24 protein-coding genes are annotated in these 24454 nt (G+C 72.0%); 10 read left to right on the top strand and 14 right to left on the bottom strand.

What is annotated here, in order from left to right:
* Positions 1-21: 21 nt before the first annotated feature.
* Positions 22-876 carry a phosphotransferase gene (locus ACWDRB_RS06240; protein ID WP_449892047.1) on the bottom strand — a complete coding sequence of 285 codons (855 nt, stop codon included), beginning with the start codon at positions 874-876 and terminating at the stop codon, positions 22-24.
* An 18-nt stretch (positions 877-894) separates the two neighbouring features.
* On the opposite strand from ACWDRB_RS06240, the gene ACWDRB_RS06245 reads away from it, so the two are divergent.
* The gene (locus ACWDRB_RS06245) at positions 895-1779 is read left to right on the top strand and encodes a TIGR03619 family F420-dependent LLM class oxidoreductase (RefSeq protein ID WP_449892048.1); all 885 of its coding nucleotides are present in this window, start codon (positions 895-897) and stop codon (positions 1777-1779) included.
* On the opposite strand, the gene ACWDRB_RS06250 is transcribed toward ACWDRB_RS06245, so the two are convergent.
* The 3 genes from ACWDRB_RS06250 to murQ are packed head-to-tail and all read right to left on the bottom strand — an operon-like array spanning position 1776 to position 4186.
* Positions 1776-2159 (bottom strand): VOC family protein, encoded by a 384-nt coding sequence (locus tag ACWDRB_RS06250; protein ID WP_449892049.1) that lies wholly within the window; start codon positions 2157-2159, stop codon positions 1776-1778. The genes ACWDRB_RS06245 and ACWDRB_RS06250 overlap by 4 nt on opposite strands.
* Positions 2160-2168: 9 nt before the next feature.
* Entirely contained in the window at positions 2169-3275 is a 1107-nt protein-coding gene (locus ACWDRB_RS06255; protein ID WP_449892050.1) for a serine hydrolase domain-containing protein, read from the bottom strand.
* 11 nt (positions 3276-3286) lie between these two features.
* Positions 3287-4186, bottom strand: a complete 900-nt coding sequence (gene murQ, locus ACWDRB_RS06260) for an N-acetylmuramic acid 6-phosphate etherase (protein WP_449892052.1) — start codon at positions 4184-4186, stop codon at positions 3287-3289.
* 58 nt (positions 4187-4244) lie between these two features.
* On the opposite strand from murQ, the gene ACWDRB_RS06265 reads away from it, so the two are divergent.
* Entirely contained in the window at positions 4245-5357 is a 1113-nt protein-coding gene (locus ACWDRB_RS06265; RefSeq protein ID WP_449892053.1) for an exo-beta-N-acetylmuramidase NamZ family protein, read from the top strand.
* Between the two features lie 2 nt (positions 5358-5359).
* Here ACWDRB_RS06265 and ACWDRB_RS06270 read toward each other — a convergent pair whose 3' ends face one another.
* The 8 genes from ACWDRB_RS06270 to ACWDRB_RS06305 form a co-directional block, all read right to left on the bottom strand.
* Positions 5360-6259 carry a GNAT family N-acetyltransferase gene (locus ACWDRB_RS06270; RefSeq protein WP_449892054.1) on the bottom strand — a complete coding sequence of 300 codons (900 nt, stop codon included), beginning with the start codon at positions 6257-6259 and terminating at the stop codon, positions 5360-5362.
* Positions 6259-7269, bottom strand: coding sequence for an ABC transporter ATP-binding protein (locus ACWDRB_RS06275; RefSeq protein ID WP_449892055.1), 1011 nt, complete (start codon positions 7267-7269; stop codon positions 6259-6261). Before ACWDRB_RS06275 ends, ACWDRB_RS06270 begins: the two co-directional genes overlap by 1 nt.
* Positions 7266-8258 (bottom strand): ABC transporter ATP-binding protein, encoded by a 993-nt coding sequence (locus ACWDRB_RS06280; RefSeq protein ID WP_449892056.1) that lies wholly within the window; start codon positions 8256-8258, stop codon positions 7266-7268. The genes ACWDRB_RS06275 and ACWDRB_RS06280 overlap by 4 nt, the downstream gene beginning before the upstream one ends.
* A gap of 3 nt (positions 8259-8261) precedes the next feature.
* Positions 8262-9161: an ABC transporter permease gene (locus tag ACWDRB_RS06285; RefSeq protein ID WP_364247016.1), complete on the bottom strand. Its 900-nt coding sequence runs from the start codon at positions 9159-9161 to the stop codon at positions 8262-8264.
* Positions 9158-10168: an ABC transporter permease gene (locus tag ACWDRB_RS06290; RefSeq protein WP_449892058.1), complete on the bottom strand. Its 1011-nt coding sequence runs from the start codon at positions 10166-10168 to the stop codon at positions 9158-9160. The genes ACWDRB_RS06285 and ACWDRB_RS06290 overlap by 4 nt, the downstream gene beginning before the upstream one ends.
* A gap of 10 nt (positions 10169-10178) precedes the next feature.
* Positions 10179-11999 carry an ABC transporter substrate-binding protein gene (locus ACWDRB_RS06295; protein ID WP_449892059.1) on the bottom strand — a complete coding sequence of 607 codons (1821 nt, stop codon included), beginning with the start codon at positions 11997-11999 and terminating at the stop codon, positions 10179-10181.
* 164 nt (positions 12000-12163) lie between these two features.
* Positions 12164-13129, bottom strand: coding sequence for a zinc-dependent alcohol dehydrogenase family protein (locus ACWDRB_RS06300; protein ID WP_355192146.1), 966 nt, complete (start codon positions 13127-13129; stop codon positions 12164-12166).
* Between the two features lie 2 nt (positions 13130-13131).
* Entirely contained in the window at positions 13132-14319 is a 1188-nt protein-coding gene (locus tag ACWDRB_RS06305) for a M20 metallopeptidase family protein (protein WP_449892060.1), read from the bottom strand.
* A 61-nt stretch (positions 14320-14380) separates the two neighbouring features.
* Between ACWDRB_RS06305 and ACWDRB_RS06310 the strand changes: the two genes are divergently transcribed.
* The 3 genes from ACWDRB_RS06310 (at position 14381) to ACWDRB_RS06320 (ending at position 16395) form a co-directional block, all read left to right on the top strand.
* Complete coding sequence (locus ACWDRB_RS06310) at positions 14381-15160, top strand: HAD-IIA family hydrolase (RefSeq protein WP_185073261.1); 780 nt, start codon at positions 14381-14383, stop codon at positions 15158-15160.
* A 43-nt stretch (positions 15161-15203) separates the two neighbouring features.
* Complete coding sequence (locus ACWDRB_RS06315) at positions 15204-15827, top strand: hypothetical protein (protein ID WP_449892062.1); 624 nt, start codon at positions 15204-15206, stop codon at positions 15825-15827.
* 172 nt (positions 15828-15999) lie between these two features.
* Positions 16000-16395 carry a hypothetical protein gene (locus ACWDRB_RS06320; RefSeq protein ID WP_449892064.1) on the top strand — a complete coding sequence of 132 codons (396 nt, stop codon included), beginning with the start codon at positions 16000-16002 and terminating at the stop codon, positions 16393-16395.
* On the opposite strand, the gene ACWDRB_RS06325 is transcribed toward ACWDRB_RS06320, so the two are convergent.
* Together ACWDRB_RS06325 and ACWDRB_RS06330 are read right to left on the bottom strand one after the other, a co-directional pair.
* Entirely contained in the window at positions 16386-17726 is a 1341-nt protein-coding gene (locus tag ACWDRB_RS06325) for an RNA polymerase sigma factor (protein WP_449892066.1), read from the bottom strand. The genes ACWDRB_RS06320 and ACWDRB_RS06325 overlap by 10 nt on opposite strands.
* Positions 17723-18052 (bottom strand): YciI family protein, encoded by a 330-nt coding sequence (locus tag ACWDRB_RS06330; RefSeq protein ID WP_449892067.1) that lies wholly within the window; start codon positions 18050-18052, stop codon positions 17723-17725. Before ACWDRB_RS06330 ends, ACWDRB_RS06325 begins: the two co-directional genes overlap by 4 nt.
* A 500-nt stretch (positions 18053-18552) precedes the next feature.
* Here ACWDRB_RS06330 and ACWDRB_RS06335 point away from each other — a divergent pair, with 500 nt between their 5' ends.
* Genes ACWDRB_RS06335 through ACWDRB_RS06355 form a run of 5 tightly spaced genes read left to right on the top strand, consistent with a single transcriptional unit; the run spans position 18553 to position 24452 of the window.
* Positions 18553-19788 carry a sugar transferase gene (locus ACWDRB_RS06335; protein ID WP_449892069.1) on the top strand — a complete coding sequence of 412 codons (1236 nt, stop codon included), beginning with the start codon at positions 18553-18555 and terminating at the stop codon, positions 19786-19788.
* A gap of 2 nt (positions 19789-19790) precedes the next feature.
* On the top strand, positions 19791-21149 hold the full coding sequence (locus ACWDRB_RS06340) for an O-antigen ligase family protein (protein WP_449892070.1): 1359 nt from the start codon (positions 19791-19793) through the stop codon (positions 21147-21149).
* The gene (locus ACWDRB_RS06345) at positions 21146-22672 is read left to right on the top strand and encodes a lipid II flippase MurJ (protein ID WP_449892071.1); all 1527 of its coding nucleotides are present in this window, start codon (positions 21146-21148) and stop codon (positions 22670-22672) included. The genes ACWDRB_RS06340 and ACWDRB_RS06345 overlap by 4 nt, the downstream gene beginning before the upstream one ends.
* Positions 22669-23361, top strand: a complete 693-nt coding sequence (locus ACWDRB_RS06350; protein WP_355192162.1) for a polysaccharide deacetylase family protein — start codon at positions 22669-22671, stop codon at positions 23359-23361. Before ACWDRB_RS06345 ends, ACWDRB_RS06350 begins: the two co-directional genes overlap by 4 nt.
* Positions 23358-24452, top strand: coding sequence for a glycosyltransferase (locus ACWDRB_RS06355; protein WP_449892072.1), 1095 nt, complete (start codon positions 23358-23360; stop codon positions 24450-24452). Before ACWDRB_RS06350 ends, ACWDRB_RS06355 begins: the two co-directional genes overlap by 4 nt.
* Positions 24453-24454: the final 2 nt, after the last annotated feature.

Below are 24454 nucleotides of genomic sequence, written 5' to 3' on the forward strand. Positions count from 1 at the left end.
AACCTACCGCGCGCAACCCCGTCACGCTCGGACGATTCTGTTGCACGACTCAACCAACGAATGCTCGACCTCGTCCAGTTCCCGGCCCTCGCGCTCGGCGTTGACCACGGCCACCGCGGCCAGCTGAACGGTCAGCGCCCTGGCCGGCACGTCGAGCCGCCGCCACGGGTCGTCGCCCCGGCCGAGCGCGGGCCCGCCGGAGGCCAGGTAGGCCCCCAGGAACCGCTCCCAGACGGCCGGGTCGAGCAGCCCGGCGGCGTACCAGGCGGCCGGCCTGGCCAGGTCCCACGCCGGGTCGCCGACGCCCAGGTCGTCGACGTCGATGAGCAGCCAGGCGTCGCGGTGGACGAGCTGGCCCAGATGCCAGTCGCCGTGCGTGAGCAGGCCGGGCAGCGGGTCGGGCTCGGGCAGCTCCTCGAACGTCCGCCTGATGAGCTGCTCCACCGGGCCGTCGCCGGTCATCCGGCCCACCGCCCTGGCGGCCCGCGCGGGCCCGCCCGCGGCGGGAAGGCCGGGCAGCAGGGTGAGGGGGACGGCGTGCAGCCTGGCCAGCAGCCTGGCGCCCTCCTCCCAGGGCGCGGAGTCCGGGTCCTCCTGCGCGACCGGCCGGCCGGCGGGCCAGACCGTCACCGCGCGGCCCGCGACCGCCAGCACCTGAGGGTCGAGCGGGGCCAGCATCACCCCGGTCACCGCGGCCGACGCCGCGCCCCGCAACCGGATCCGCAACGACTCCACGTCGTCACGCTGCGAGTGGGCCTTGACCACGACCTCGCCTCTACGTAACACCACGACGTCCGTACGCGTCGGATGCAGCACGGGCTCGCCCGTCCCCCCGTACGCCCCGGCGATCCCCGCCAGGTCCTCCTCCAGACTCACTGCTACAGACTAGGGGTCATGAGGATCGGTTTCGCAGTGCCCCAGTCAGGCCCATGGGCGACCCCGGAGAACATGCGCCGCGTCGCCGGGCGGGCGGAGGAGCTCGGCTACCACGAGCTGTGGACGTTCCAGCGGCTGCTGTACCCGGTCGGGCACCCGATGGGGCCGACGTACCGCAGCGTGCACGACCCGCTGATCACGCTGGCCCACCTCGCGGGCGTGACGGAGCGGATCCGGCTCGGCGTGGCCGTCGTCAACGCGTACGTGCAGCCGGTCGTGCTGGCCAAGCAGCTGGCCACCCTCCAGACCGTGTCCGGCGGGCGGCTCACGGCGGGGCTCGGGCTGGGCTGGCTGCCGGAGGAGTTCGAGGCGGCGGGCGTCGGCATGGAGCGGCGGGGGCGCAGGGGCGAGGAGTTCGTCGAGGTGCTGCGCGAGGCCTGGGCCGACGACGTGGTCGAGCACCGCGGCGAGTTCTACCGGGTGCCGCCGTCCCACATCGACCCCAAGCCCGTGCCGGGGCCGCCGCCGATCCTGCTGGGCGGCACCGCCGAGGTCGCTCTGCGCCGCGCCGCCCGGCTGGCCGACGGGTGGGTGAGCTCCAGCAGGGAGGACCTGTCCGCGATCGCCGCGCGGGTGGGGCTCATCAAGGAGACGCTGGCGGAGTCGGGGCGCGACGCGGCCGCGTTCCGGTTCGTCTGCCGCGGCGTCACGCAGGTCCGGGCGGCCGGCGACCGGCCCTTGACGGGCACGTACGACAAGATCAGGAGCGACGTGGACGCGCTGGCCGCCAGTGGCGTGACGGACGTCTTCCACGACCTCAACTTCGACCGCGAGTTCGTCACGCTCGACGCCGAGGAGGCGATGCGCCGGGCCGAGGAGGCGCTGGAGGCGCTGGCTCCCTAGCCCCAGCCACCGTACGGGACCGTGATGATCTCCAGGTTGTGGCCGTTGGGGTCGGACCAGTAGAGGCCGCGGCCGCCGTCGTGGGTGTTGATCCGCTCCGCCTGCGTGTGGTGCGGATCGGCCCAGTACGTCAGGCCGCGGCTCTTGATCCGGTCCCAGATCTGGTCGAACTCCTCCTCGCCGACCAGGAACGCGTAATGCTGCGGCACCACGGCCTCACCCGCCTGGACGACGTCGAGCGAGACGTCGTTGCCGAGCGAGACGACGCGGAACGGTCCGTACACGGGCGCGGGCTCCAGGCCGAGGACGTCCACGAGGAACGCGGCGGTCTCGTCCCTGTCCTTCGCCTGCACGATGGTGTGGTTCAGCTGGACGGACATACCTGCAGGCTACGTCAGGGGCTGGAGCTCGCGCAGTCGCAGCGCCTCCCCGGCCACCGCGTGGCGCAGCTCGCGGATGCCGTCCCGCCCGCGTACGGGGTGGACGGCGTTCGTCAGCAGCACCACGGTCAGCCCGCGGGCGGGATCGACCACCAGCGAGGTGCCGGTGAAGCCGGAATGCCCGAAGGCGCCGGTCAGGGGCCCGACGATGGCCGGGTCGCCGATCCGCACGCCCAGCCCGTGCCGGAAGGGGGCACCCTCGGCGCCCTGGTCGCGCAGCATCTCGGCCACGCTCCCCGGGCGCAGTACGGCCCCGCCCTGCCGGATTGCGGCCAGCCGCAGCGCCTCGCCGAAGGCCAGCAGGTCCCCGGCCGTGGCGAACAGCCCCGCGTGCCCCGCCACGCCGCCCAGCGCGTACGCCGTCTCGTCGTGGACCTCCCCGCGCACGCAGCCCGGCCCGGTCCGCTCCGGCTTCCACTCGGTGGCGGCGACCCGCGCAAAAGCGGCTTGCGCAAGGGGGGCGGCCCGCGACGGCGCGGCGGGCCGGTAGCCGGTGTCGGGCAGGCCGAGCACGTCCGTGACCCGGGCGCGGACCAGCGCGTCGAGCGGCGCGCCGCCCGCCAGCTCGGCGACCCGGCCGGCGATGACCAGGCCGACGTCGCTGTAGAGGTACGGGCCGCCGACCGGATGGGCGATCGGCGTGCGCAGCATGGCCTCCATGCGTTCGGAGGCGTCCGCGCCCGGCAGCTCCAGGTCGATGCGGCGGGTCGGGGGCAGGCCCGCCGTGTGCGTGAGCAGGCGGCGCGGCGTGACCCTCGGGTCGTGCCCCGGTATCCAGGCGGCCACCGGCTCGTCCAGGCCGATCGCGCCCTCCTCGGCCAGCGAGAGCAGCACGGCCGTGGTGAAGAGCTTGCTGATCGAGGCCAGGTCGAAGATCGAGTCGCGGCCGGCGGGCGGGCGCTCCGCGGCCAGGGTCCCCTCGGCGTCGGCGTAGCGTACGAGCTCGCCGGTGGCGGCCGCGGCGGCCACGGAGCCGTCCACGGCGATCAGCGCGACCGCGGCGGCGCACACGCGCGGCACCGCGCCCGCCAGGGCCGCCCCCAGCCGGTCGGTCATCCCCGTTCCCCTCAGCCGCTCAGCGCGTCGCTGAGGCGCTCCCCGTGCGACTCCAGCAGCGCTCGTGCCCCCTCCGCGTCGAGCCCGTGCTGGATCATCAGCACGGCGATCTTCGCCTGCCCGCCGGCCGCGTCCAGCGCGGTCTCGGCCGTCTCCAGGTCGGCGCCGGTGATGTCGCTGACCATGCGCAGCGCGCGCCCGGCCAGCTTGTTGTTCATCGCCGACATCTCGATCATCTTGTTGCCGTAGGTACGGCCGAGCTTGACCATCGAGATCGTGGAGATCATGTTGAGCACGAGCTTCTGGGCCGTGCCCGCCTTGAGCCGGGTCGAGCCGGTCACCACCTCGGGTCCCACGACCACCTCGATCGCGTGCTCGGCGGCGGCCGACAGCGGCGCGCCGTCGTTGCACGACAGGCCGACGGTGAGTGCGCCCCGGGAGGCCGCCTCCGCCAGCGCGCCCAGGACGAAAGGAGCCCGGCCGCTGGCGGACACGCCCACCACCGAGTCGAGCGGTCCCACCTCCAGGTCCTTCAACGCGGAGGCGCCGGCCTCGGCGTCGTCCTCCGCCCCCTCGACCGATCGGGTGAGCGCCTCGGGCCCGCCGGCGATGATGCCCTGCACCAGCGACGGATCGGTGCCGAACGTGGGCGGGCACTCGCTGGCGTCGAGCACCGCCAGCCGCCCGGACGTGCCGGCCCCGACGTACAGCAGCCGGCCGCCCTCTGCCATCCTGGCGGAGATCGCGTCGACGGCGGCCGAGATCGCCGGGATGACCACCGCGACGGCGGCGGGCACGGCGGCGTCGGCCTGGTTCATGAGCCGGGCGATCTGCTCGGTCGGCAGCCGGTCGATCTGGCTGTAGCGGGGATCGCTCTGCTCGGTGGACAGCTCGGGTAGTGGATCGATCATGACGCTAATTTCCACCCTCTCCTTCACACTTGTAAATATCTTTCAGACAATGGCTTTCATGCCATACGTACGCATCGGAGCCGAACGGCTGGCCGTGGATACCGCCCTCGCGGGCGGAACCCGCCTCGGCCTGATCACGAACCCCACCGGAGTCCTGCCCGATCTCACCCCCACCGCGGACGCGCTGCTGGCCGCAGGACTGAACCTGACGGCCCTGTTCGGCCCCGAGCACGGCATGCGCGGCACCGCCCAGGCGGCCGGCAGCGAGGCCGACACGGTGGACGAGAGGACCGGGCTGCCGGTCTTCGACACGCACAAGCTCGAGGGCGAGGCGCTCGACCGGACGATCGCGGGGTCGGGCGTGGACACGCTGGTGTTCGACATCGCCGACGTGGGCACGCGCTTCTACACCTACGTCTGGACGATGTACGACCTGATGGCGTCGGCCGCCCGGCTCGGGCTGAGGTTCGTGGTCCTGGACCGGCCCAACCCGCTCGGCGGGACCGTCCAGGAGGGGCCGGCACTCGACCCGGCGTTCGCGAGCTTCGTGGGCCGCTTCCCGCTGCCGGTCCGGCACGGCAGGACGGCGGGGGAGCTGGCCACGCTGTTCGGGTTCGACGTGGAGCTGCGCGTGATCGAGATGGAGGGCTGGCGGCGCGACATGACGTTCGCCGAGACGGGGCTGCCGTGGGTGATGCCCTCGGTCAACATGCCGACCCCGGACACCGCGCTGGTCTACCCCGGAACGGGCCTCTTCGAGGGCACGAACTTCTCCGAGGGGCGCGGCACGACCAGGCCGTTCGAGCTGATCGGCGCCCCGTACGCCGACGAGCGGTTCGCCCCGGCGCTGGCCGCGCTGGACCTGCCGGGCGTGCGGTTCAGGGAGACGTGGTTCATGCCCACCTTCCACAAGCACGCGGGCGTCGCCGTGCGCGGCGTCCAGCTCCACGTGCACGACCGCGAGGCGTTCAGGCCCGTCCTGACGGGCCTGTCCATGCTGTACGCAGCCCGCACCCTCTACCCGGACGACCTGCGCTGGTGGGGCCCCGACCTGTTCATGGACCACCTGTGGGGCTCCGACACCCTGACCCGCTGCCTGGACGCCGGCGAGGACCCCCGGGGCCTCTGCCCGCCGCCGGGAAAGCCGGAAGGACGACTCATCTACGACTGACATCACACCAGATCGCGCCGGTAGAGCCAGAAGACGCGTTCCGCTCGCGCGCCCACGGCGTGCGAGTAGAACCGCAACGGCCCCACCCACCCGATCTGGGCGCTGGACTGTCCAGCGGCCCGCTGGTCGGCCAGGCACCTGCGCAGCAGCACCCGTCCGACGCCGAGCCCGCGGGCGTCCGGGGAGGTCCCCATGGGCCCGAACCAGCCCGGCCGGGCGCCCCAGGCGGCGAAGCCCAGGACGTGACCGTCGCGCTCGGCGTAGTGCAGGCCGGCCGCGTGGGCGGCCTCCCAGGCCCAGCGCTCGTTCCACTGCTCACGGACGAACGCGGCGACGTGCGCGCGGGCCGGGTGGTCCGCGGTGTCGCCGGCCGCGTGCACGCGCACGCCGGAGCGCTCCAGCCGCTCCAGGTCGTCCTCCACGGACAGGTCGGCGCTCAGGTCGGCCGTCATGTTCCAGGCGACGTCGTAGCGGTGGTAGCCGAGGCTCTCGGCCAGGCAGGCGGCCGCGGTGTAGCGGACGTCGATGCCCGGCCAGACGTAGCACGGCGGGTTGCCGGCGAAGCGCGACTGCCGCGCGCCCTGGCCCTTCAGCCATTCCTCGGCGGCCCGCACCAGCGCCCGCCCGCGCCCCTGCCCCTGCGCGGAGGGGTGCACGGCCAGCAGGTCGATGTGCCCCACCGCCGGATCCGTGCCCGACACGGACGCCATCACCACGCCGCCGTCGGTGGCCAGCGCGCTCCAGCGCCGCTCCGCGGGCGGGCGCGACAGGTAGCCGACCAGGCCGGCGGCCTCGGCGGCGTCCAGCGTCAGCGCGGCGGCGGCGACCTCGGCCGCCTCGGCGACCCCGGCCCCGTCAATGGATCCGGCGGCGGACGTGAAGGTCCGCACGGCGTGGGACATCACACCTCGCTCATCGGGCGGGCGATCACGCTGCGGCGCTCGGGGTAGAAGCACGCGTGCTCCTGCGGCACCCCTTCCGTCAGCTGCAGCAGCGGCCGCTCGCTCGTGCACCGCTCGCCCCTGAACGGGCAGCGGCGGGCGAACAGGCAGCCCTCGTCCGACTGGCTCTCGTCCAGCGACTCCAGCGGCGTCACCGGCTGCTCGCCGGGCAGCTCCAGGCCGTGCAGCACCGGGATCGCCGACAGCAGAGACTGCGTGTACGGGTGCACGGGGTCGGCGATGACCGTGTCCACGGCGCCGCGCTCGACGACCTGGCCGCGGTAGATGACGTACAGCTCGCCGTCGTCGCCGATGTAGCGGGCCGTGGCCACGTCGTGCGTGATGAACAGCACGCTCACGCCGAGCCGCTCGCGCAGGTCCTTCAGCAGCGCCAGGATGCCCAGCCGCAGCGACACGTCGATCATGGAGACGGCCTCGTCGGCGACGAGCATCTCCGGGTCGACGGTCAGCGCGCGGGCGATGACCACGCGCTGACGCATGCCGCCGGACAGCTGGTGCGGGTAGCGCGACAGCACCGTGCCCGGGTCGAGGCCGACCAGCGACAGCACCTCGGCCGCCCGCTCCTCGACCCACGACCGCGACCGCCCGGTCTGCCCGGCCCGCAGGGACAGCGGGGCGAACAGGGTCTGGTGGACGGTCCTGGTCGGGTTCAGGGCCGAGTACGGGTCCTGGTGGATCAGCTGGATCTTGCGGAAGTGCGGCTGGCGCTGCTTCTGCTTGAGCGGCGACATGGAGACGCCGTCGATCAGGATCTCGCCCTCGTCGTACGTCTCCAGCCCGGCGATGATCCGGCCCAGCGTGGTCTTGCCGCACCCGGACTCGCCGATGAACGAGGCCGCGCCGCCCTTCGGGATCGCGAAGTCCACGCCGCGCAGCGCGCGCACCTCGCGGGCGCCGAGCATCTTGCCCCGCTGCTTGAACGTCTTGACGACGCCGGTCCCAGTGATCATGCGTGCTCCTTCACGTTCGCGGTCACGGCGTGGCAGGCCACGACCCGCGACCCGTCGGCGACCGCCAGCGGATCGACGGTGTCGCAGACGTCCATGCGCAGCGCGCAGCGCTCCCTGAACACGCACCCCTCCTTCGGCACGGTCGCCAGCGTCGGCGGCCGGCCGGGCAGCGCCCTGGCCTCGTCGATGTCGCCGACGAGCCGGGGGATGGCCTGGATCAGGCCCCTGGTGTACGGGTGCCGCGGCGCGCCGAGCACCTCCCTGGTGGGGCCCTGCTCGACCAGCCGCCCGCCGTACATGACGGCCAGCCGGTCGGCGACCTCGGCCACCACGCCGATGTCGTGCGTGATGACGAGGGTGGTGAGGCCGCGCTCGGCGTGCACCTCGCGGACGATCTTCAGGATGTTCGCCTGCGTGATCATGTCGAGGGCGGTCGTCGGCTCGTCCAGCACCACCAGGTGGGCGTTGAGGACCAGCGCCAGCATGATGCCGACCCGCTGGCGCATGCCGCCGGACAGCTCGTGCTGGTGCGAGTCGAGCACCCGGGCCCCGTCGAGGCCCATCCGCGACAGCAGCTCCTTGGCCTCGCGCACCAGGCCGCGCAGGTCCTCGACGCCGTGCGAGCGGCCCAGGTCGAGCAGTTGCTTGCCGACCGTCTTGAGCGGGTTCAGGGAGTTCTGGGCGGCCTGGAAGACGTACCCGATGTGCTTGCCCCTGGCCTTGCGCAGGTGCTCGCCCTTCAGGCCGACCACGTCGCCGAGCCCGTCGATCTCGACGCTGCCCGCCGCGATCCTGCCCGGCGGCTGGACGGCGTTGAGCAGCGACAGGGCCATCGTCGACTTGCCCGAACCGGACTCGCCGACGATGCCGGTGATCGAGCCCGGCTCCAGGGTCAGGTTGACGTCCCTGACGGCGGGCAGCTCGCCCGCGGGGGTCTTGTAGACGACCGTGAGGCCGTCGATGCGCACTCCCGGCGCTGTCTGAGTCATTGACTACTCCTCGCGCAGCCGGGGGTTGAAGATCTCGTCCATGGCGTCCACCACGAGCACGATGGCCAGCGTCAGCAACAGGATCGCCAGCAGCGGCCCGATGAGGAAGCCCAGCGCGCTCGGCACCTGGAGCGCGCCGGAACGGAACACGGCCGTGTTGAGCATCTGCCCCCAGTTGTTCGACTCGTACGGCAGCACGCCCAGGAAGAACAGGCCGACCTGCGCGTAGACGCCGCCGGTGACCGCGATGAGCATGTTCATCGCGATGTACGGCGCCATGCTCGGCAGCAGTTCCTTGCCCACGATGTGCCTGGTGGGCAGGCCGAGCCCGCGCGCCGCCTCGATGAAGCCCCGCTCGCGCAGCGACAGCGTCTGCGAGCGCACCGCCCGCGCCACGCCGCCCCAGCCGAGCAGCCCCAGCACCAGGCCCATCTGGATCGCGCTGCTGAACTTCCACACCGTGGACAGCACCAGCAGCAGCGGCAGGCCGGGGATGGTCAGCTTCATGTCGGTGAGCCGCATGAGCACGTTGTCCCAGCGGCCCCGCTTGAAGCCGGAGAACAGCCCGATGCCGGTGCCCACGACCACGGTGATGACCGCGGTCACCAGGGCGGCCAGCAGCACGTACCGCGACCCGGTGACCACCAGGGCCACCACGTCCCGGCCCTGGTCGTCGGTGCCGAGCCAGTGCTGCCAGCTCGGCGGCTTGGTGATCTGGGTCGGGTCGAGGGGCAGCTGGGCGGGGTAGAACATCGGCCCGAACACGCCCATGAAGACGAACCCGAGCACGAGCACCACGCCCACCATGCGGCTGGGCTTGCGCTTCATCACCCGCCAGACGCCCGCCCAGAAGTTGCGGCGCATGGCGGCGCTGGTCGAAGAGCTCTCGAGCAGGACGCTCATGACGACACCTCCTCCCCGCTGCGGACCCGCGGGTCGATCGCGGAGTAGAACAGGTCGGCGACGATGTTCGCCACGATGATGGACACCGTGATCAGCAGGAACGCCCCGCCCATCAGCGCGTAGTCACGCATGGTGATGCTGTCGAGGAGCAGCAGGCCGAGCCCCGGGTAGTTGAAGATCCGCTCGATGAACACCGCGCCGCCGAGCAGCAGGCCGAGCGACAGCGCGAGGATCGTGAACAGCGGCAGGATCGCGTTGCGCGCGATGTAGCGGAAGATGATCGACCGCTTCATCCCGCGCAGCTCCGCCGCCAGGATGAAGTCGTCGCCGAGCACCGTCACCACGCTCGACTTCATCGCCAGGATCCATCCGCCGTAGGACGCCAGCGCGTACGTCAGCACCGGCAGTACCGCGTGCTGGGCCAGCGAGCCGATGTAGTCGGCGTTGAACCCGGGCTCGAACAGGATGTCCACGGGCCCGTCGCCCGGCAGGATCGGGATCAGCGTCGCGAAGACGGCGCTGAGCAGCAGCCCCAGCACGTACTGCGGGACGCCGTGCAGCAGCGACCCCGAGACGGCCAGGATGTCGCCGAGCTTGCCGGAGCGCTTGATGGCCGCGTAGACGCCCATCACGATGCCGACCAGGAAGCTGAGCAGCGTTCCCACCAGCACCGGTAGAACGGTCCACTTGGCCGCCTCGCCCAGCACCTGGGTGACCGGCGCGCCCGCGTGGGTGATCGACTGGCCCAGGTCGAAGCGGAGCAGGCCCGACATGTACTGGACGTACTGCTCCCACAGCGAGCCCCTGGGCTGGAACCCGTAGAGCACGCGCGTCGCCTGCTCGGCTGCCTGCTGATCCATGCCCTGCTGGATCAGCTTCTGGACGTTCGCGGCCACCGGGTCGCCGGGAATGCTCCTGACGATGAAGAAGCTGATCGTGGCTACGACGAGGATCATGACGACCCCGCGGGCCAGGTGGCCCGCGAGTCGCCGTGCGATTACTACCATAGGCTCTTCTCTACTGCTTCGCCTTGATGAGACCCAGCTGGATCCAGACGCCGGCGTTCAGGCGGAGCAGGTCACTGTCCTGCTCCGGCCAGCCGGTGAAGCGGCTGGTGTTGGTGAACTGCGTGTTCACGTAGTCCCAGAGCTGGATCGCCGGCAGGTCCTGGTTGGCCGTCTTGGCGAGCTGCGCCATGATCGGCTTGGCCTCCTCGGGGGTGGCCGCGTTCAGCTTGGCCGTGAGCTCACCCGGGTTGACCTTGCCCACGCCCTCGACGTCGATCTCCTCCGCGCTGCCCATCCAGTTGCCGCCCTTGCCGGGCGCGCTGTGCGCGACCTTGCCGGCGACGTTGGTCCAGCCGTTGGAGGCGCCGTAGAGGCGCTGGAAGATGTCGTACGGCGCGGGGCCGAGCGCCAGCAGCCAGAAGCCGGCGTCGTACTTGCCGGCCGCGAGCTCCTCCAGGTAGACGGGGTAGTCGGCGACGGTCACGACCTCGGCGTCAACGCCGCCGGCGATGAGCTGGCTCTTGATGTTCTCCTCGGCGGAGATCCAGTCGGAGAACGTCGCGGGCGCGCGCATGCTGACCTTCCACGGCGAGCCGTCGGCCAGCGTCCACTTGCCGCCCGTCTTCTTCAGGCCGGCAGCCTTGAACTCCTCCTCCGCCTTGGCCACGTCGTGCTTGTACGGGTTCAGGCTCGCCAGCTCGGAGCCGATCCACTCCTGGGCCGGCTTCTGGTGGATGCCGGAGGTGGTCACGGCGGGCGTGCCGCCCTCGGGCGAGGCCACCTTGGTCACCTGGTCGCGGTCGATCAGGTAGGCCAGGCCGCGCCGCACGTGCACGTTGTCGTACGGCTTCTTCGACTGGTTGAAGCCCATGCCGACGGCCACCGGGGAGAAGCCCCTGATGACGTTGGAGCCGGGGGCGTTCTTGATCCGGGTCATGACGTCGGAAGGCATGGCGGTGAAGCCGGCCTGGTCGAGCTTGCCCGCGCTCAGGTAGTTCCAGATCTGCTCGTTGCCGTTGTAGTTGAGGAGCTTCACCTGAGCGGGCGCGACGTTCGCGGCGTTGTAGAAGTTCTTGTTCTTGACCAGCAGCGCCTCGCCGGGGTTGACCCGCTCCAGCGTGAAGGGGCCGGCCGAGACGTCCTTCGGCGGCGCGAACGCGAGCACCTTCTGGCCGATCGCGAGGATCTCCTCGCGGGCCTTGTCGGCGTCGGCGCCGGTTTCCCTGGCGGCCTTCAGCTTGTCCCAGAAGTCGGCCGGCAGCAGGCTGCTCCAGACGTGCGCGGGCACGACCCAGTTGTCCATGATGCCGCGGGCGAACTTCATGCTCGGGTTCTTCATGTCCTGGGAGACCTTGACGGTCTTCTGGTCGACCACCTGGACGTCGGACGCCACGCCCGCCGCGCCCGGCGTGACCGCGAACGCGGTGCTGCCGGTGGTGGAGGCCAGCCCGAGAGAGAGCTTGACGTCGTCGGCCGTCACCGGCTTGCCGTCGGACCACTTGGCGTTCGGCTGGATGTGGAGGGTGATCGAGGAGTTGTCGGGAGCGATCTCCCAACTGGCGGCGATACCTGGGTAGAACTGGTTCGGGTCGGTCAGGTGGTTCTTGATCCAGCCCAGCTTCATCGCGTTGTAACCCAGGAAAGAGTTGCCCTTGGGCGCCCATGGGTTGGCCGGGCCGCTCGCGTCGAGGCCGGGCTTGAGCACGTCGATCGTGGTGAAGAGCCCGCCCCCGCCGCCCGAGCCGCCGGAACTGTTGGTGGAACCACCGCTGCACGCCGCTGTCGCGGTGGCAAGGCCCAGCAACGCTACTACCGCTGCCAGTCGTTTCATTTGCCGCTCCGGGGAGATGTCGGACCTGTCGAAGATCTCTGCAGGGATTGACCGGACACTACGATCGTGCCTGATCCGCGTCAATAATCTCCAGAGGTTGTGAGGCTAATGTAACTTTCCTTCATCAGTGTGCGGAGTGGAGCTAAGCGCCGTCAAGTAAAACGTCATTCCATTACCAAGACGGCAGCCCCTCTGACCTGGTCGTTTGCCAGATCGGTGAGCGCCTGGGCGGCCTGCCCGAACGGGTAGAGGCTCGTCGTCACGCGTGGCGGGTGCGCCAGCGCCAGCTCCAGATAGGCACGCCCATCTGCCCTGGTGTTGGCCGTGACGCTGCGGAGTGTGCGCTCCTGGAAGAGGTGCCTGTCGTAGTTCAGGACGGGCACGTCCGTCAGGTGGATGCCGGCGATGGCCAGCGTGCCGCCACGGTCGAGCGCTTCGAGCGCTGCTGGAACCAGGGTACCTACCGGCGCAAATAGGATGGCCGCGTCCAGCGGCTCCGGCGGTTCGTCCCCGGCGGAGGCGGCTCCCAGCTCCAGCGCGAGCGCCCTGGAGGCCGCGGATCTCGTCACCGCGTGCACCACCGCGCCCTGGGCGATGGCGGCCTGCGCGGTCAGGTGCGCCGAGGCGCCGAACCCGTAGATCCCCAGCCGCCCGCCCGGCGGCAGGTCGCAGCGCAGCAGCGCCCGGTAGCCGATGATCCCGGCGCACAGCAGCGGCGCCAGCCGCTCGGCGGGCACGTCGGCGGGCAGCGGATAGACGTAGTCGCGGGGCGCGGTGAGGTATTCGGCGTAACCGCCGTCGGCGTCCCACCCCGTGTAGGCCGAGGAGGGGCAGAGGTTCTCCGTGCCCCTCAGGCAGTATTTGCACGCGCCGCAGGTGGAGCGCAGCCAGGCCACGCCCACCCGCTCGCCCGTGCCCTCGACGCGCCCGACGACCTGGTGACCGGGCGTGGTACGCGGCCGGCGCGGCAGGAGGTCGCCCTCCGCCAGGTGCAGGTCGGTACGGCACACGCCGCACGCCTCGACCCGTACCAGCACCTCGCCCGGGCCCGGCTCGGGCACGTCCCGCTCGACCGGCTCCAGCGGCCGCGTCGCCATCGGCCCCGGCTCGGCCACGACCCACGCCCGCATGGTCACGACAGCCTGGCGTGCGCGAGCGTGGCGTAGAGCGCGGCGCCGTCGGCCAGGACGGCGTCGTCGAAGACCGCCTCGGGGGAGTGGTTGTAGGGCGCCGTGGCCGGGTCGCGGTCCGCCGGGCAGGCTCCCAGGAACACGAACGCGCCCGGCACCTCCTCCAGCACGTACGAGAAGTCCTCGGAGCCCATGATGGGCTGCGGCGACACGAAATACCGCCCCGGCCCGAACAGCTCGTCGGCCGTCCTGCCCACGAACGCCGCCTCGCCGTCGTCGTTCACCGTCACCGGATATCCCATCCCGAACGACGCCTCGACCTCCAGCCCGTGCGCCGCCGCGATGCCCTGCACGACCTCCACCAGCCTGCGCTTGACCTTCGTCCGGTTGTCCTTGCTGAACGTGCGCACCGTGGCCTCGAACCGGGCCTCGTCGGGGATCACGTTGTCCGCCGACCCGCCGTGGAAGCTGCCCACCGTCACCACGACCGGGTCGAACACGTCGAACCCCTTGGTCACCATGGTCTGCAGCGCCGTCACCATCTCGCAGCCCGCCGCGATCGGGTCCAGCGACCGGTGCGGGCTGGAGCCGTGCCCGCCGCGCCCCTTGACCGTCACGAGGAACGTGTCCGCCGCCGCCATGATCGGCCCCGGCCGCGACGCGAACAGCCCCGGCGGCAACATCGCCGACACCACGTGCATCCCGTACGCCGCCACGGGCCGCGCGCCCGCCGCGTCCAGCACCCCCTCGGCGATCATGTGCTTGGCGCCCTCGTAACCCTCCTCGCCCGGCTGGAACATGAAGATGACGTCACCGGCCAGCTCCTCCCGCCGCGCGCTCAGCAGCCGCGCCGCCCCCGCCAGCATCGCGGTGTGCAGGTCGTGGCCGCACGCGTGCATCTGGCCGGGGAGTTGGGAGACGTACGGCAGGTCGTTCTTCTCGGCCACGGGAAGCGCGTCCATGTCCCCGCGCAGCAGCACGGCCGGGCCCGGCCTGCCGCCCCTCAGCACGGCGGTGACGGAGCTGAGCGAGGTGCCCGTCTTCACCTCCAGCGGCAACCCGTCCAACGCGGCCAGGACCTTCTCCTGCGTGCGCGGCAGGTGCAGGCCGAGCTCCGGGGTGGTGTGCAACGAGTGCCTGAGCTGGATGAGTTCGTCCCGCATGTCACGGGCGGATTCAGTGAAGGACATGAAGAACATTGTTCATCCACCGGGCAGGAAGTCGATAAGGCGCGCTCGGTACGATGTGCGTGTGACTCAGCGTAAACGGATCGACTCCTGGTTGTCCGACATGGACGGCGTTCTCGTCCACGAGGGTCGTCCGATCCCCGGTGCGGACGAATTCATCAAGCGGCTCAGAGAGTCGGACAAGAAGTTCAGGGTGCTGACGAACAACTCGATCTACACCCAGCGCGACCTGTCGGCGCGCCTGGCCGGGGCGGGCCTCGAGGTGCCCCCCGAGTCCATCTGGACCTCCGCGCTGGCCACCGCCCAGTTCCTCGACGACCAGCGCGCGGGCGGCTCGGCGTACGTCATCGGCGAGGCGGGCCTGACGACGGCGCTGCACGAGGTCGGCTACGTGCTCACCGACCTCGACCCCGACTACGTCGTGCTCGGCGAGACCCGCACCTACAGCTTCACCCAGATCACCCGGGCCATCCGCCTCATCGAGGGCGGCGCCCGCTTCATCGCCACCAACCCCGACCCCATCGGCCCCTCCACCGAGGGCTCCCTGCCGGCCTGCGGCGCCGTGGCCGCCCTCATCACCAAGGCCACCGGCGTAGCCCCCTACTTCGTCGGCAAGCCCAACCCCCGCATGATGCGCAGCGCCCTCAACGAGATCGAGGGCCACAGCGAGACGACCGCCATGATCGGCGACCGCATGGACACCGACATCGTGTCGGGCATGGAGGCGGGCCTGTTCACGATCCTGGTCCTCACGGGCGTGACCCAGCGCGACGAGATCGACCGCTTCCCCTACCGTCCCTCGCTGGTGGTCGACTCGGTCGCCGACCTCATCGACCTCATCTGAACCTGACCCCTTCTGACAGGTACGGGTGGCACCCTTGGACGCCATGACCCGCGTTTACCTGGAGATCGGCCCGAAGAAAGTGTTCGCCTGCTCGCTCGACTGGCCCGGCTGGTGCCGGGTCGCCAAGGGCGAGGAGGCGGCCCTCGACCTGCTCATGGAGTACGTCCCCCGGTACGGCGCGGTGGCCGCCCGGGCCGGGCTGGACTTCTCGCCGGGTGACCCGGTGGTCGTGGCCCGCGTCCCGGGCAGCGACATCACGGACTTCGGCGCCCCGTACTCCGTGCCCGACCTGGACCAGGAGCCCGTGCCGGCGTCCGAGGCGGCCCGCGGCGTGGCGCTCCTCCGTGCGGCCTGGGCCCTGTTCGACGAGACCGCCGCCACCTCGCCCGAGGACCTGCGCAAGGGCCCGCGCGGAGGCGGCCGGGACCTGTCGGGGGTCGTCAGGCACGTGGAGGAGGCCGAGCGCGCCTTCGCCAGGAAGGTGGACGTGCGGTACAAGCCGTACAAGGAGCCCGGAGACCGGGACGCGATGCGGGCGGAGCTGGCCGACGTGCTGTCCCGCGCGTGGGAGCCGCCCCAGACGACCGGCTGGCCGCCCCGCTACGCGCTGCGCCGCATCGCCTGGCACGTCATCGACCACCTCTGGGAGATCGAGGACCGCCGCTGACACCCTTGCCGGGCGGCAGGGCAAAGAATCGGGCCCGATTTCTTCGAGGTCTGGCCAAAATCACTCACCGGCTGCAACCATATGGTGACCAAACGCGGTCGCCGTCGGGGCGGTCGCACCATCAGCGAGCGCAAAGGTAAAACCCGTGGACGTACAGGCGGAGATTCGCGACTTGAAGCTCCGTGTCGATGGGCTCGAGGCGTGCGACCGGCTCGGCGAGGCCAGGCCGGGGGGCGGCGGGGAGCGGGACCTGCTCCGTGAGATCAACGACCGCGCCAAGCGCCTGGAGACGCAGCTCGCGGCCATGAAGGCCGAGACGTCGATGGCCCGCACCGAGACGATCGAGCAGTTCGCGGCCGTCGATGTCGAGATCGCGGCCATCAGGCGGGAGATCAACGCCTACCGCGCCACGCCCGCCGGGGGCGACGAGGACTACGTCCCGACGCTGATCGCCGACCAGTTCGCGAGCGTCCGGGCCGAGATCGCGCAGGAGTTCGACGCCATGCGGTCCGAGCTGCTCGATCTGGGCATCAAGCTCGATCGCCTGCTCAAGAACGACTACATGTGACGGCCGGCCGGGCCGGCGCGACGTCTCGGGTGCGGGTCCCCGCTTTGCTGACCGGGCGCGGGGTTCGTGAGGTCGTCGGCGCGTTCCAGGAGGGCGCGCCGTTCGGCTCCCGGGCCGAGGAGGGCGGCCGCCTGGCGGAACAGCGCGGCGGCGTGGTCGCGGTGGCCGAGGCGGGCCGTGAGGTCGGCCTGCGCGGCGACGGCGAGCGGGTAGTCCTTCAGCGCGCCGGTGGCGAGCACCTGGTCGATCAGCGCCAGCCCGGTCGCCGGGCCGTGCGCGTAGCCGTGGGCCACGGCGCGGTTGAGGGCGATCACCGGTGACGGGTGGATCTCCACGAGCTCGTCGTACCAGCGGGCGACGGCCCGCCAGTCCGTCGCGCCGGAGTCCGGCGCGGTCGCGTGACAGGCGGCGATGCGCGCCTGCAGGACGTAGGGGCCGTCGGCCGGCGCCGCCGCCAGCGTCTCCAGCCCTTCGCGGATCGCCGCGCGGTCCCAGCGGGTGCGGTCCTGCTTGTCGAGCGTGAGCAGGTTGCCCCGCCCGTCGCGGCGGGCCTCACGCCGGGAGTGCTGGAACAGGAACAGCGCCAGCAGGCCGGCGACCTCGGGCTGGTCCGGGAGCAGCCGGTGGAGCAGGCGGGCCAGCCGGACCGCCTCGTCGGCGAAGCCCGGCTCGCCGTCGGGGTCGTAGCCGCGGGTGAAGAGCACGTACAGGACCGCCAGCACGCCGGGCAGGCGCTCGGCCAGCGCCGGGCCGCTCGGGACGAGGTACGGGATGCGCGCGTCCGCGATCTTCGTCTTGGCCCGGGTCAGCCGCCGCGTCATGGTCGCGTGGGGGACGAGGAACGCCCGCGCGATGTCGGCGGTCGGCACCCCGCAGACGGTTCGCAGCGTGAGCGCCACCCGTGACTCCAGGGCCAGCGCGGGGTGGCAGCAGGTGAAGATCAGCCGCAGGCGGTCGTCCACGACCTCCTCCTCCGGGTCGTCCGTGGCCGGGGCGGTGAGCGTGAGCTCCGCCAGCTCGTGGAGCTTGCGGCGCTCGACGGACGCGCGGCGCAGCACGTCGGTGGCGCGGTTGCGGGCGACGGTCATGAGCCAGCCGCCGGGGTTGTCCGGCACGCCGTCGCGCGGCCACCTCTCCAGGGCCTGCGCGAGCGCCTCCTGGGCGCTGTCCTCGGCGAGCGTCCAGTCGCCGGTGACGCGGATCAGGGTGGCGACGATCCTGGTGTAGGAGTCCGCACCGACTGCCGCAACAGCCGCCGCGACAGCCTCCGCGACGGTCCCCGCGGCGGGCTGTGCCGCCGCGGGGGGCCGTGCCGGGCGTCCCCTCGTCACCGGCCGGCGAACGGCCGCAGCTCCAGCCGCCCGTACCGGGCCATCGGGTGCGCCCGCGCCACCTCGATCGCCTCGTCGAGATGGGCGCACTCGAGGATGTCGTAGCCCACGATCACCTCCCGGGTCTCGGCGAACGGCCCGTCGGAGACCAGCAGTTCGCCGTTGCGGACGCGGACCGTCGTGGCGGCCGACACCGGCCCCAGCTCGTTGCCGTCCAGCCGCCGGCCGCGGCCGTCGTTGTCGGCCACCCATTTCTCGATGTCCTCACTGCCGGTCGCGTCCGTGTCCGGTTCGGTGTCGGTGCAGACGAACATCATGTACTTCATCGATCGCTCCTTGCGTGTCGTGCTGTCACCAGCATGACGAACGGGCTCCCCGGATCCGGACACCCCCCGGAACATCCCTCTCAATCCGGACTCTCTGCCCAAAGCCGACCTTAAACCCGGTAACCACCTCCATATCGCCAACGCTGGACCAATGAAAACTTGCGCGACAACAAGGACTCCAAGCCCGTGACGTTCTCGATTTCCGTGAGGCGCGCGGCTACGCTCAAGGCTTCGTTGGGCGATTGTTCGCGTATTCCGTAGGAAAAACCTTGCTACGGAAATATGGGGTGGCAAATTGCCTGAAGGGGGACTATTAGCTTTTTGGGGGGATTAGATCGACAGTTTCACTGTCGATCCAGTCAAACTAGTTTATTTCCGGAGAAGTAGTGGCTGTTAGTGTTGGGGGCCACCGCTGGGTCAGGCGGTGGGGAGGGCGGCAGAGGTCAGGGCTCTGGAGGGCTGTCCAGCCACTTGGCCTGATCTGTATCGATCTGATCTGTATGGCGTTCGCCGCGGCCAACGCCGGCCAGGCCGTGCCGCGCATCGCGCTGGCGGGGATCCTGGTCGTCGTGGTCGGCGGCCTCGGCCACGTGTACGCGCCGCGCGTCCTGCCCTCCAGCCTGGACCGGGGCTTCTGGCTCGCCGGGGCTGGACTCGTGGGCGCGCTCATCGCGTTCCGGGAGACGGCATCGCTCATCGTGGTCGCCCTGGTCGCGTTGCTCTTCACCTTCCTCGCCGTGTGCGGCAGAAGCGTCCTGTATTTCCTGGTCCGCCGGGCACGCCGGCGCGGCAGGGCCGCGCCCACCCTGGTGGTCGGCGCGGGGCCGCACGGTCACGGGCTGGCGCGCAACCTGCTCGCCTATCCCGAGCACGGCCTGCTCCCGCTGGGCTTCCTGGACGAGACGCCGGGCGAGGACCCGTGCGTCCCGGTGCTCGGCGGGCCCGGCGACGTCGTCCGCGTCGTCCAGGCCCACGGGGTGCGCGCGGTGGTCATCGCCGGGCAGGGTCAGCAGTCGATCGCGAGAACGGCGCGGTCGCTCGGCTGCGACGTCTACCTCGCGCCCGACCTGGGCGAGCTCATCATCGACTTCGTGACGCTGCGCGAGCACGTACGCAGCTTCCCGCTCGTGCGGATGCGCCCGGAGGCGCAGCGCGGCCTCGCCTGGCCGCTGAAGCGGGCCCTGGACATCGCGGTCGCGCTGACCGGACTCATCGTCAGCGCGCCGATCCTCGCGCTCTGCGCGGCGCTGATCCGGCTGGAGACCGGCCCCGGGGTGCTGTTCCGGCAGCGGCGCGTGGGCTACCGGGACGAGCCGCTCGAACTGATCAAGCTCCGGACGCTGAAGCCCACCGACGCGCTCGAGTCCGAGACCCTGTGGAGCATCGCCCACGACAGCCGGATCGGGCCGGTGGGCCGGCTGCTGCGCAAGGCCTCCTTCGACGAGCTTCCCCAGCTCTGGAACGTTCTCAGGGGGGACATGAGCATCGTCGGCCCGCGGCCCGAACGCCCGCACTTCGTCAAGGAGTTCTCGAGGACGATCCCGGGCTACGGCCTGCGCCACCGGATGCCGGTCGGCATCACCGGCTGGGCCCAGGTCCACGGTCTGCGCGGCGACACCTCGATCGAGGACCGCGTCCGGTTCGACAACCACTACATCGACGGGTGGACCCTCCGGGCGGATCTCAAGATCATGCTGCAGACGGTCTGGTCCCTGCTGCGGCCGGGCGGGGGCTAGGCATGCGCGCTCTCTGCCGGCGGCCCAGTCTGGCGGCCGCCGCCACCGTGCTCCTGACGTGCCTGCCGGCGGGCCGCCAGGACCTGTCCTCCGGCGTCCAGGTCACGGCCGCCGACGTGGCCTCGCTGGTGCTGGTCGCCATCGCGGTGACCGTCGCGCTCGCGAACCGGCTGACACGCCCGCTGTCCGCCCGCGACCTGGCGTCTGCCGGTGCCGCGCTGCCTGCTCGTGCCGTGGCCGCCGCATCCGCCGTGGTGCCCGCCCGTGCCTTGGTGCTCGCTCCGGTCGCGGGCGCGGCCGGGATCGCGATGCTGGCCTCTCCCGACGTCCTGACGAGCATGCCGGGCTACGTCCGGTATCTCCAGGTGTTCGTGCTGGTCCCGCTGGCCGTCCTGGTGGCGGTCCGGGACCGTACCGACACCCTGATCGTGGGCGGGGCGCTCGTCGGGGCGGCCGCCCTGCAGGGCCTGATCGGCTGCGTCCAGGCGGTCACCGGCACCGGCGCGTCGTACGCGGGGGAGCGGGTACGGGCCGTCGGCACCTTCGGCGCGCTCGACATCATGGGGATGGCGAGCGTGGTCAGCTACGGCGTGCTCATCCTGCTGGCGGCGGGCCTGGCCTGGCGCGGCGGGCGCCGGGCCGCCGCGCTCGGCGGCGCCGCCCTGCTCTGCGTGCCGCTCGCCCTGTCGCTCAGCCGTGGCGCCTGGCTCGCCCTGCTGGGCGCGTCGCTGGTCGTGCTCTTCGTGCACAGCCGGGCGCTGGCGGCCAGGGTGATCCTGCTCGGAGCCGCGGCGGCGACCGTGCTGGTCCTCGGCCCGGGCGCGGGCTCGGACCCGGACCTGCTGGGGCGGCGGCTGGCCTCCATCACCTCCGTCGTCTCCCAGCCCGACCAGTCGGTGAGCGACCGCTACAGCCTGTGGCTCACCGCCACGAGGATCTGGCTGGACCACCCGCTGACAGGGGCCGGGCCGCGCAGGTTCGCGGAGCTGCGCGACGCCTACGCGCCGATCGAGCTGTCGTCCGGCAGCGACACCGACGACCCGGTGAACGGCTTCCAGCGCATGCCGCTGCTCTCCCCGCACAACATGTACCTGCTGACGCTCAGCGAGCAGGGCCTGCTCGGGCTGGCCGCGCTGGGCGCGTGCCTGGGGTCCATGGCCTGGTGGGCCGTGCGGGCGGCGGTGCCGGCCGCGGCAGGGCTGCTGGCCTGGCAGGGCATCGACTTCCTCTACGGCGACGTCGGCGGACCTTCGACCGTGGTCATGTCCGTCGTCCTGGGGCTGGTCCTGTCGCTCGTCGCCCGGCCTCCGGCGACGGGATGGGCCGGCGAGGCCCCGGTCGCGCTGGGCGTGGCGCGATGACCACGTCCACATCACCGGCCACCTCGCCCATGGCGCGGGCCGTCGGCGTCACCATCCTGCTGACCGGGCTGGGCTCGCTGCTCGGCTTCGTCCGCGACCTGCTGCTGGGCCGGTTCTTCGGCGCCGACGCCGGCACCGACGCGTTCCTCGTCGCCTGGACGATCCCGGAGACCGCCGCGCCCCTGCTGATCGAGGGGGCGATGGCGTTCGTGCTGGTCCCGCTGTTCAGCCGGGCGATGGAGGCGGGCGAGGACCTGAGGGGCCTGGCGTCGGCGACGCTGCCGTACCTGTGCCTCGGGCTGCTGGTGCTGACCGCGCTGACCGTCGCGGGGGCGCCTTGGCTGGTCGGGGTGCTCGCCCCGGGTATCCGGCGGGCCGACCTCGCCGTGGACTGCATGCGGGCGGCGTCGGTGACGATCCTGACGTTCGGGCTGGCCGGGTACCTGAGCGCGGCGTTGCGGGCGCACCAGTCGTTCGCGCCGCCGGCGGCCATCTACGTGGCCTACAACCTGGGGATCGTCACCTGCGTGTGGGCCCTGCGCGACCAGGGCGCGTACGCGGCCGCGATCGGGGTGGCGGCGGGCGGGGCGGGGATGGTGCTGGCCCAGGTCCCGGCGTTCGTGCGGCGCTTCGGGGTGCCCCTGTGGCCCACGCGCGGTGTGGCGCTGCCGATGATCGCCTTCCTGCCGGTCGCGGTCTTCACGCTCGTCCGCCAGAGCCAGGTCTTCGTCGAGAGGTTCGTCGGCTCGAAGCTGGCCGAAGGATCGATCTCGCACCTCAACTACGCGCAGAAGATCGCCCAGGTGCCGATGGTCCTGTCGCTGATCGTGGCGACCGTGACCTTCCCGCAGCTCGCCCGCGCGCTCGCCGCGGGCGAGACCGCGCGGGCGCGGCGCAGGCTCGCCGACGACCTGGTCAGCGCCTCGGCGATCGTGCTGGCCGCCACCGCGGCGCTGCTCGTCTGCGCCACGGACGTCGTGGCCCTCCTGCTGCAGTACGGCGCGTTCACCGAGGCCGACACCGCCGCCACCGCGCGGATCATGCGGGTGTACGCGCTGGGGCTGCTCGGCCAGGCCGTGGTCGGGGTCGTCTGCCGCGTCTACTTCTGCGGCGCCCGCGGGTCCTGGTACCCGGCCTTCGCGATGGGCGCGGGGCTGGCCGCGACGGTCGTGCTGGCCCGCCCGGAGTGGGGCGTGACGGGGATCGCCGCGGCGAACGCGGCCGGGATCTCGCTGACCGCCGCGCTGCTGCTCGCGGGACTGCGGCGGCAGGCCCTCGCGCTGCCCGCCCACACGGCGCTGGTCCCGCTCAGCGGCCTGCTGCTGGCCACCGCGGCCGCCGTCGGAGCGGGGTGGGGCGCGCGGACGCTGCTGGCGGGCCTGCCGCCGCCGATCGCCCTGGCTTCGACCGGCGCCGCGATCGCCGTCACCTTCTCCGCTGTCGCGGCCCTCTCGGGGGCCACGGCCACACTCACCGACACCACCAAGATCACCCACTTGATCAGGATGCGAGGTCGCTCATGACCGCGATGCCGCTGGTGCTCATGTACCACTCCGTGGACAAATACGACAGCGACCCGCTTCACGTCACGGTCTCGCCCGACCGCTTCGCCCGGCAGATGCGCTGGCTCGCCCGGCGCGGCCTGAGCGGGGTCTCGATGCTCGAGCTCACGCGCGCCCGGAGCACGCGCGGCCTGGTCGGGCTCACCTTCGACGACGGGTACGGCGACTTCCTCAGCGAGGTCGTGCCCGTGCTGCGCAAGTACGGCTTCACGGCCACGGTCTTCGTGGTCACCGGCCTGATCGGCGAGCACAACGCCTGGGACGCCGGTTCCCCGCGCAAGCGGCTCATGGACACCGAGGGCCTGCGCTGGGCCGCGCGGCAGGGCATGGAGATCGGCTCGCACTCGGCCGGGCACTACTCGCTGTCCGGGCTGCGCGACGACGAGCTCCACCAGGAGGTGGCCGGCAGCAAGGCGGCGCTGGAGGACCTGCTGGGCCGCCAGGTGAGCGGGTTCTGCTACCCGTACGGGCACGTCAACGCCCGCGAGCTGGCCGCCGTCCGCGAGACGGGCTACTCCTACGCCTGCGCCATCTGGAAGTCCGAGCTCACCGGCCCGTACGCGCTGCCGCGCACATATGTGGGCGAGCGGGACGGCGCGCTGCGGCTGCACGCCAAGCGGGCACGGCACCGGGTCCGGTGGGGCTGGTGAAGGTCCTGCACGTCATCACCGGTCTGGCCGCGGGCGGCGCGGAGCAGCAGCTGCGGGCCCTGCTGCCGTACCTGCGGGCCCGGTGCGAGGTCGCGGTGCTCACCGGGCACGGGGTGGTCGCGGAGGCCATCGAGGGCTCCGGCGTGCCCGTCCACCACGTCGGCATGCGCGGCAACAGGGACCTGCGCGCCGTCGGGCGGCTGGCCCGGCTCATGCGCGGACGCCGCTACGACGTGGTGCACACCCATCTGTACCGCGCCTGCGTGTACGGCCGGCTGGCGGCGCGGCTGGCGAACGTGCCGGCGATCGTGGCGACCGAGCATTCGATCGGGCACGAGCACGTGGAGGGACGCCGCCTGACCCGCTCGATCAGGGCGCTGTACCTGGCCAGCGAGCTGCTCGGGCACCTGACCGTGGCCGTCTCGCCGACGGTGGCCGACCGGCTGTCGAGGTGGGGCGTCCCCCGCTCGCGCATCGCGGTGGTCCCGAACGGCGTCGACGGCGAGGCCTTCGGCTTCGACGCAGCCCTGCGCCGGCGCACCCGGGAGCGGCTCGGCCTGCCCGAGAACGCGTTCGTGATCGGCGGCGTCGGCCGCCTTGAGCCGAGCAAGCGCTTCGACACGCTGATCAGGGCGCTGCCGCCGCTCGAACACGCCGTCCTGCTCCTGGTCGGCTCCGGCTCCTGCGAGCCGCGGCTGCGGGAGCTGGCCCGCGAGGCCGGGGCCGAGGACAGGGTGATCTTCGCGGGGGAGTCGCCCGACGTGGGGGCCCTGATGTCGGCGATGGACGTGCTGGCCGCGCCCTCGGTCGAGGAGACGTTCGGCGTGGCCGTCGTCGAGGCGCTCGCGTCCGGCCTGCCCGTCCTGTACGACGCCTGCCCGGCCGTCGAGGACCTGCCGCCCGGCTCGGCCCCGGGAGCACGGCGTGTCGAGCCGCACCGGCTCGCCGCGGAGCTGTCCGGCCTCGCCGCCCGCCCGCCCCTCAGGCTGCCCCCGCCCGATGCCGTCCGGCTCTACGACGTCCGCCGCCAGGCGGACCAGCTGGAGCGGCTCTACCTGCGCCTGCTGGGCGCCGAACCCACCGAGGAGTGACG

It is taken from the genome of Nonomuraea sp. NPDC003707 (assembly GCF_053587055.1).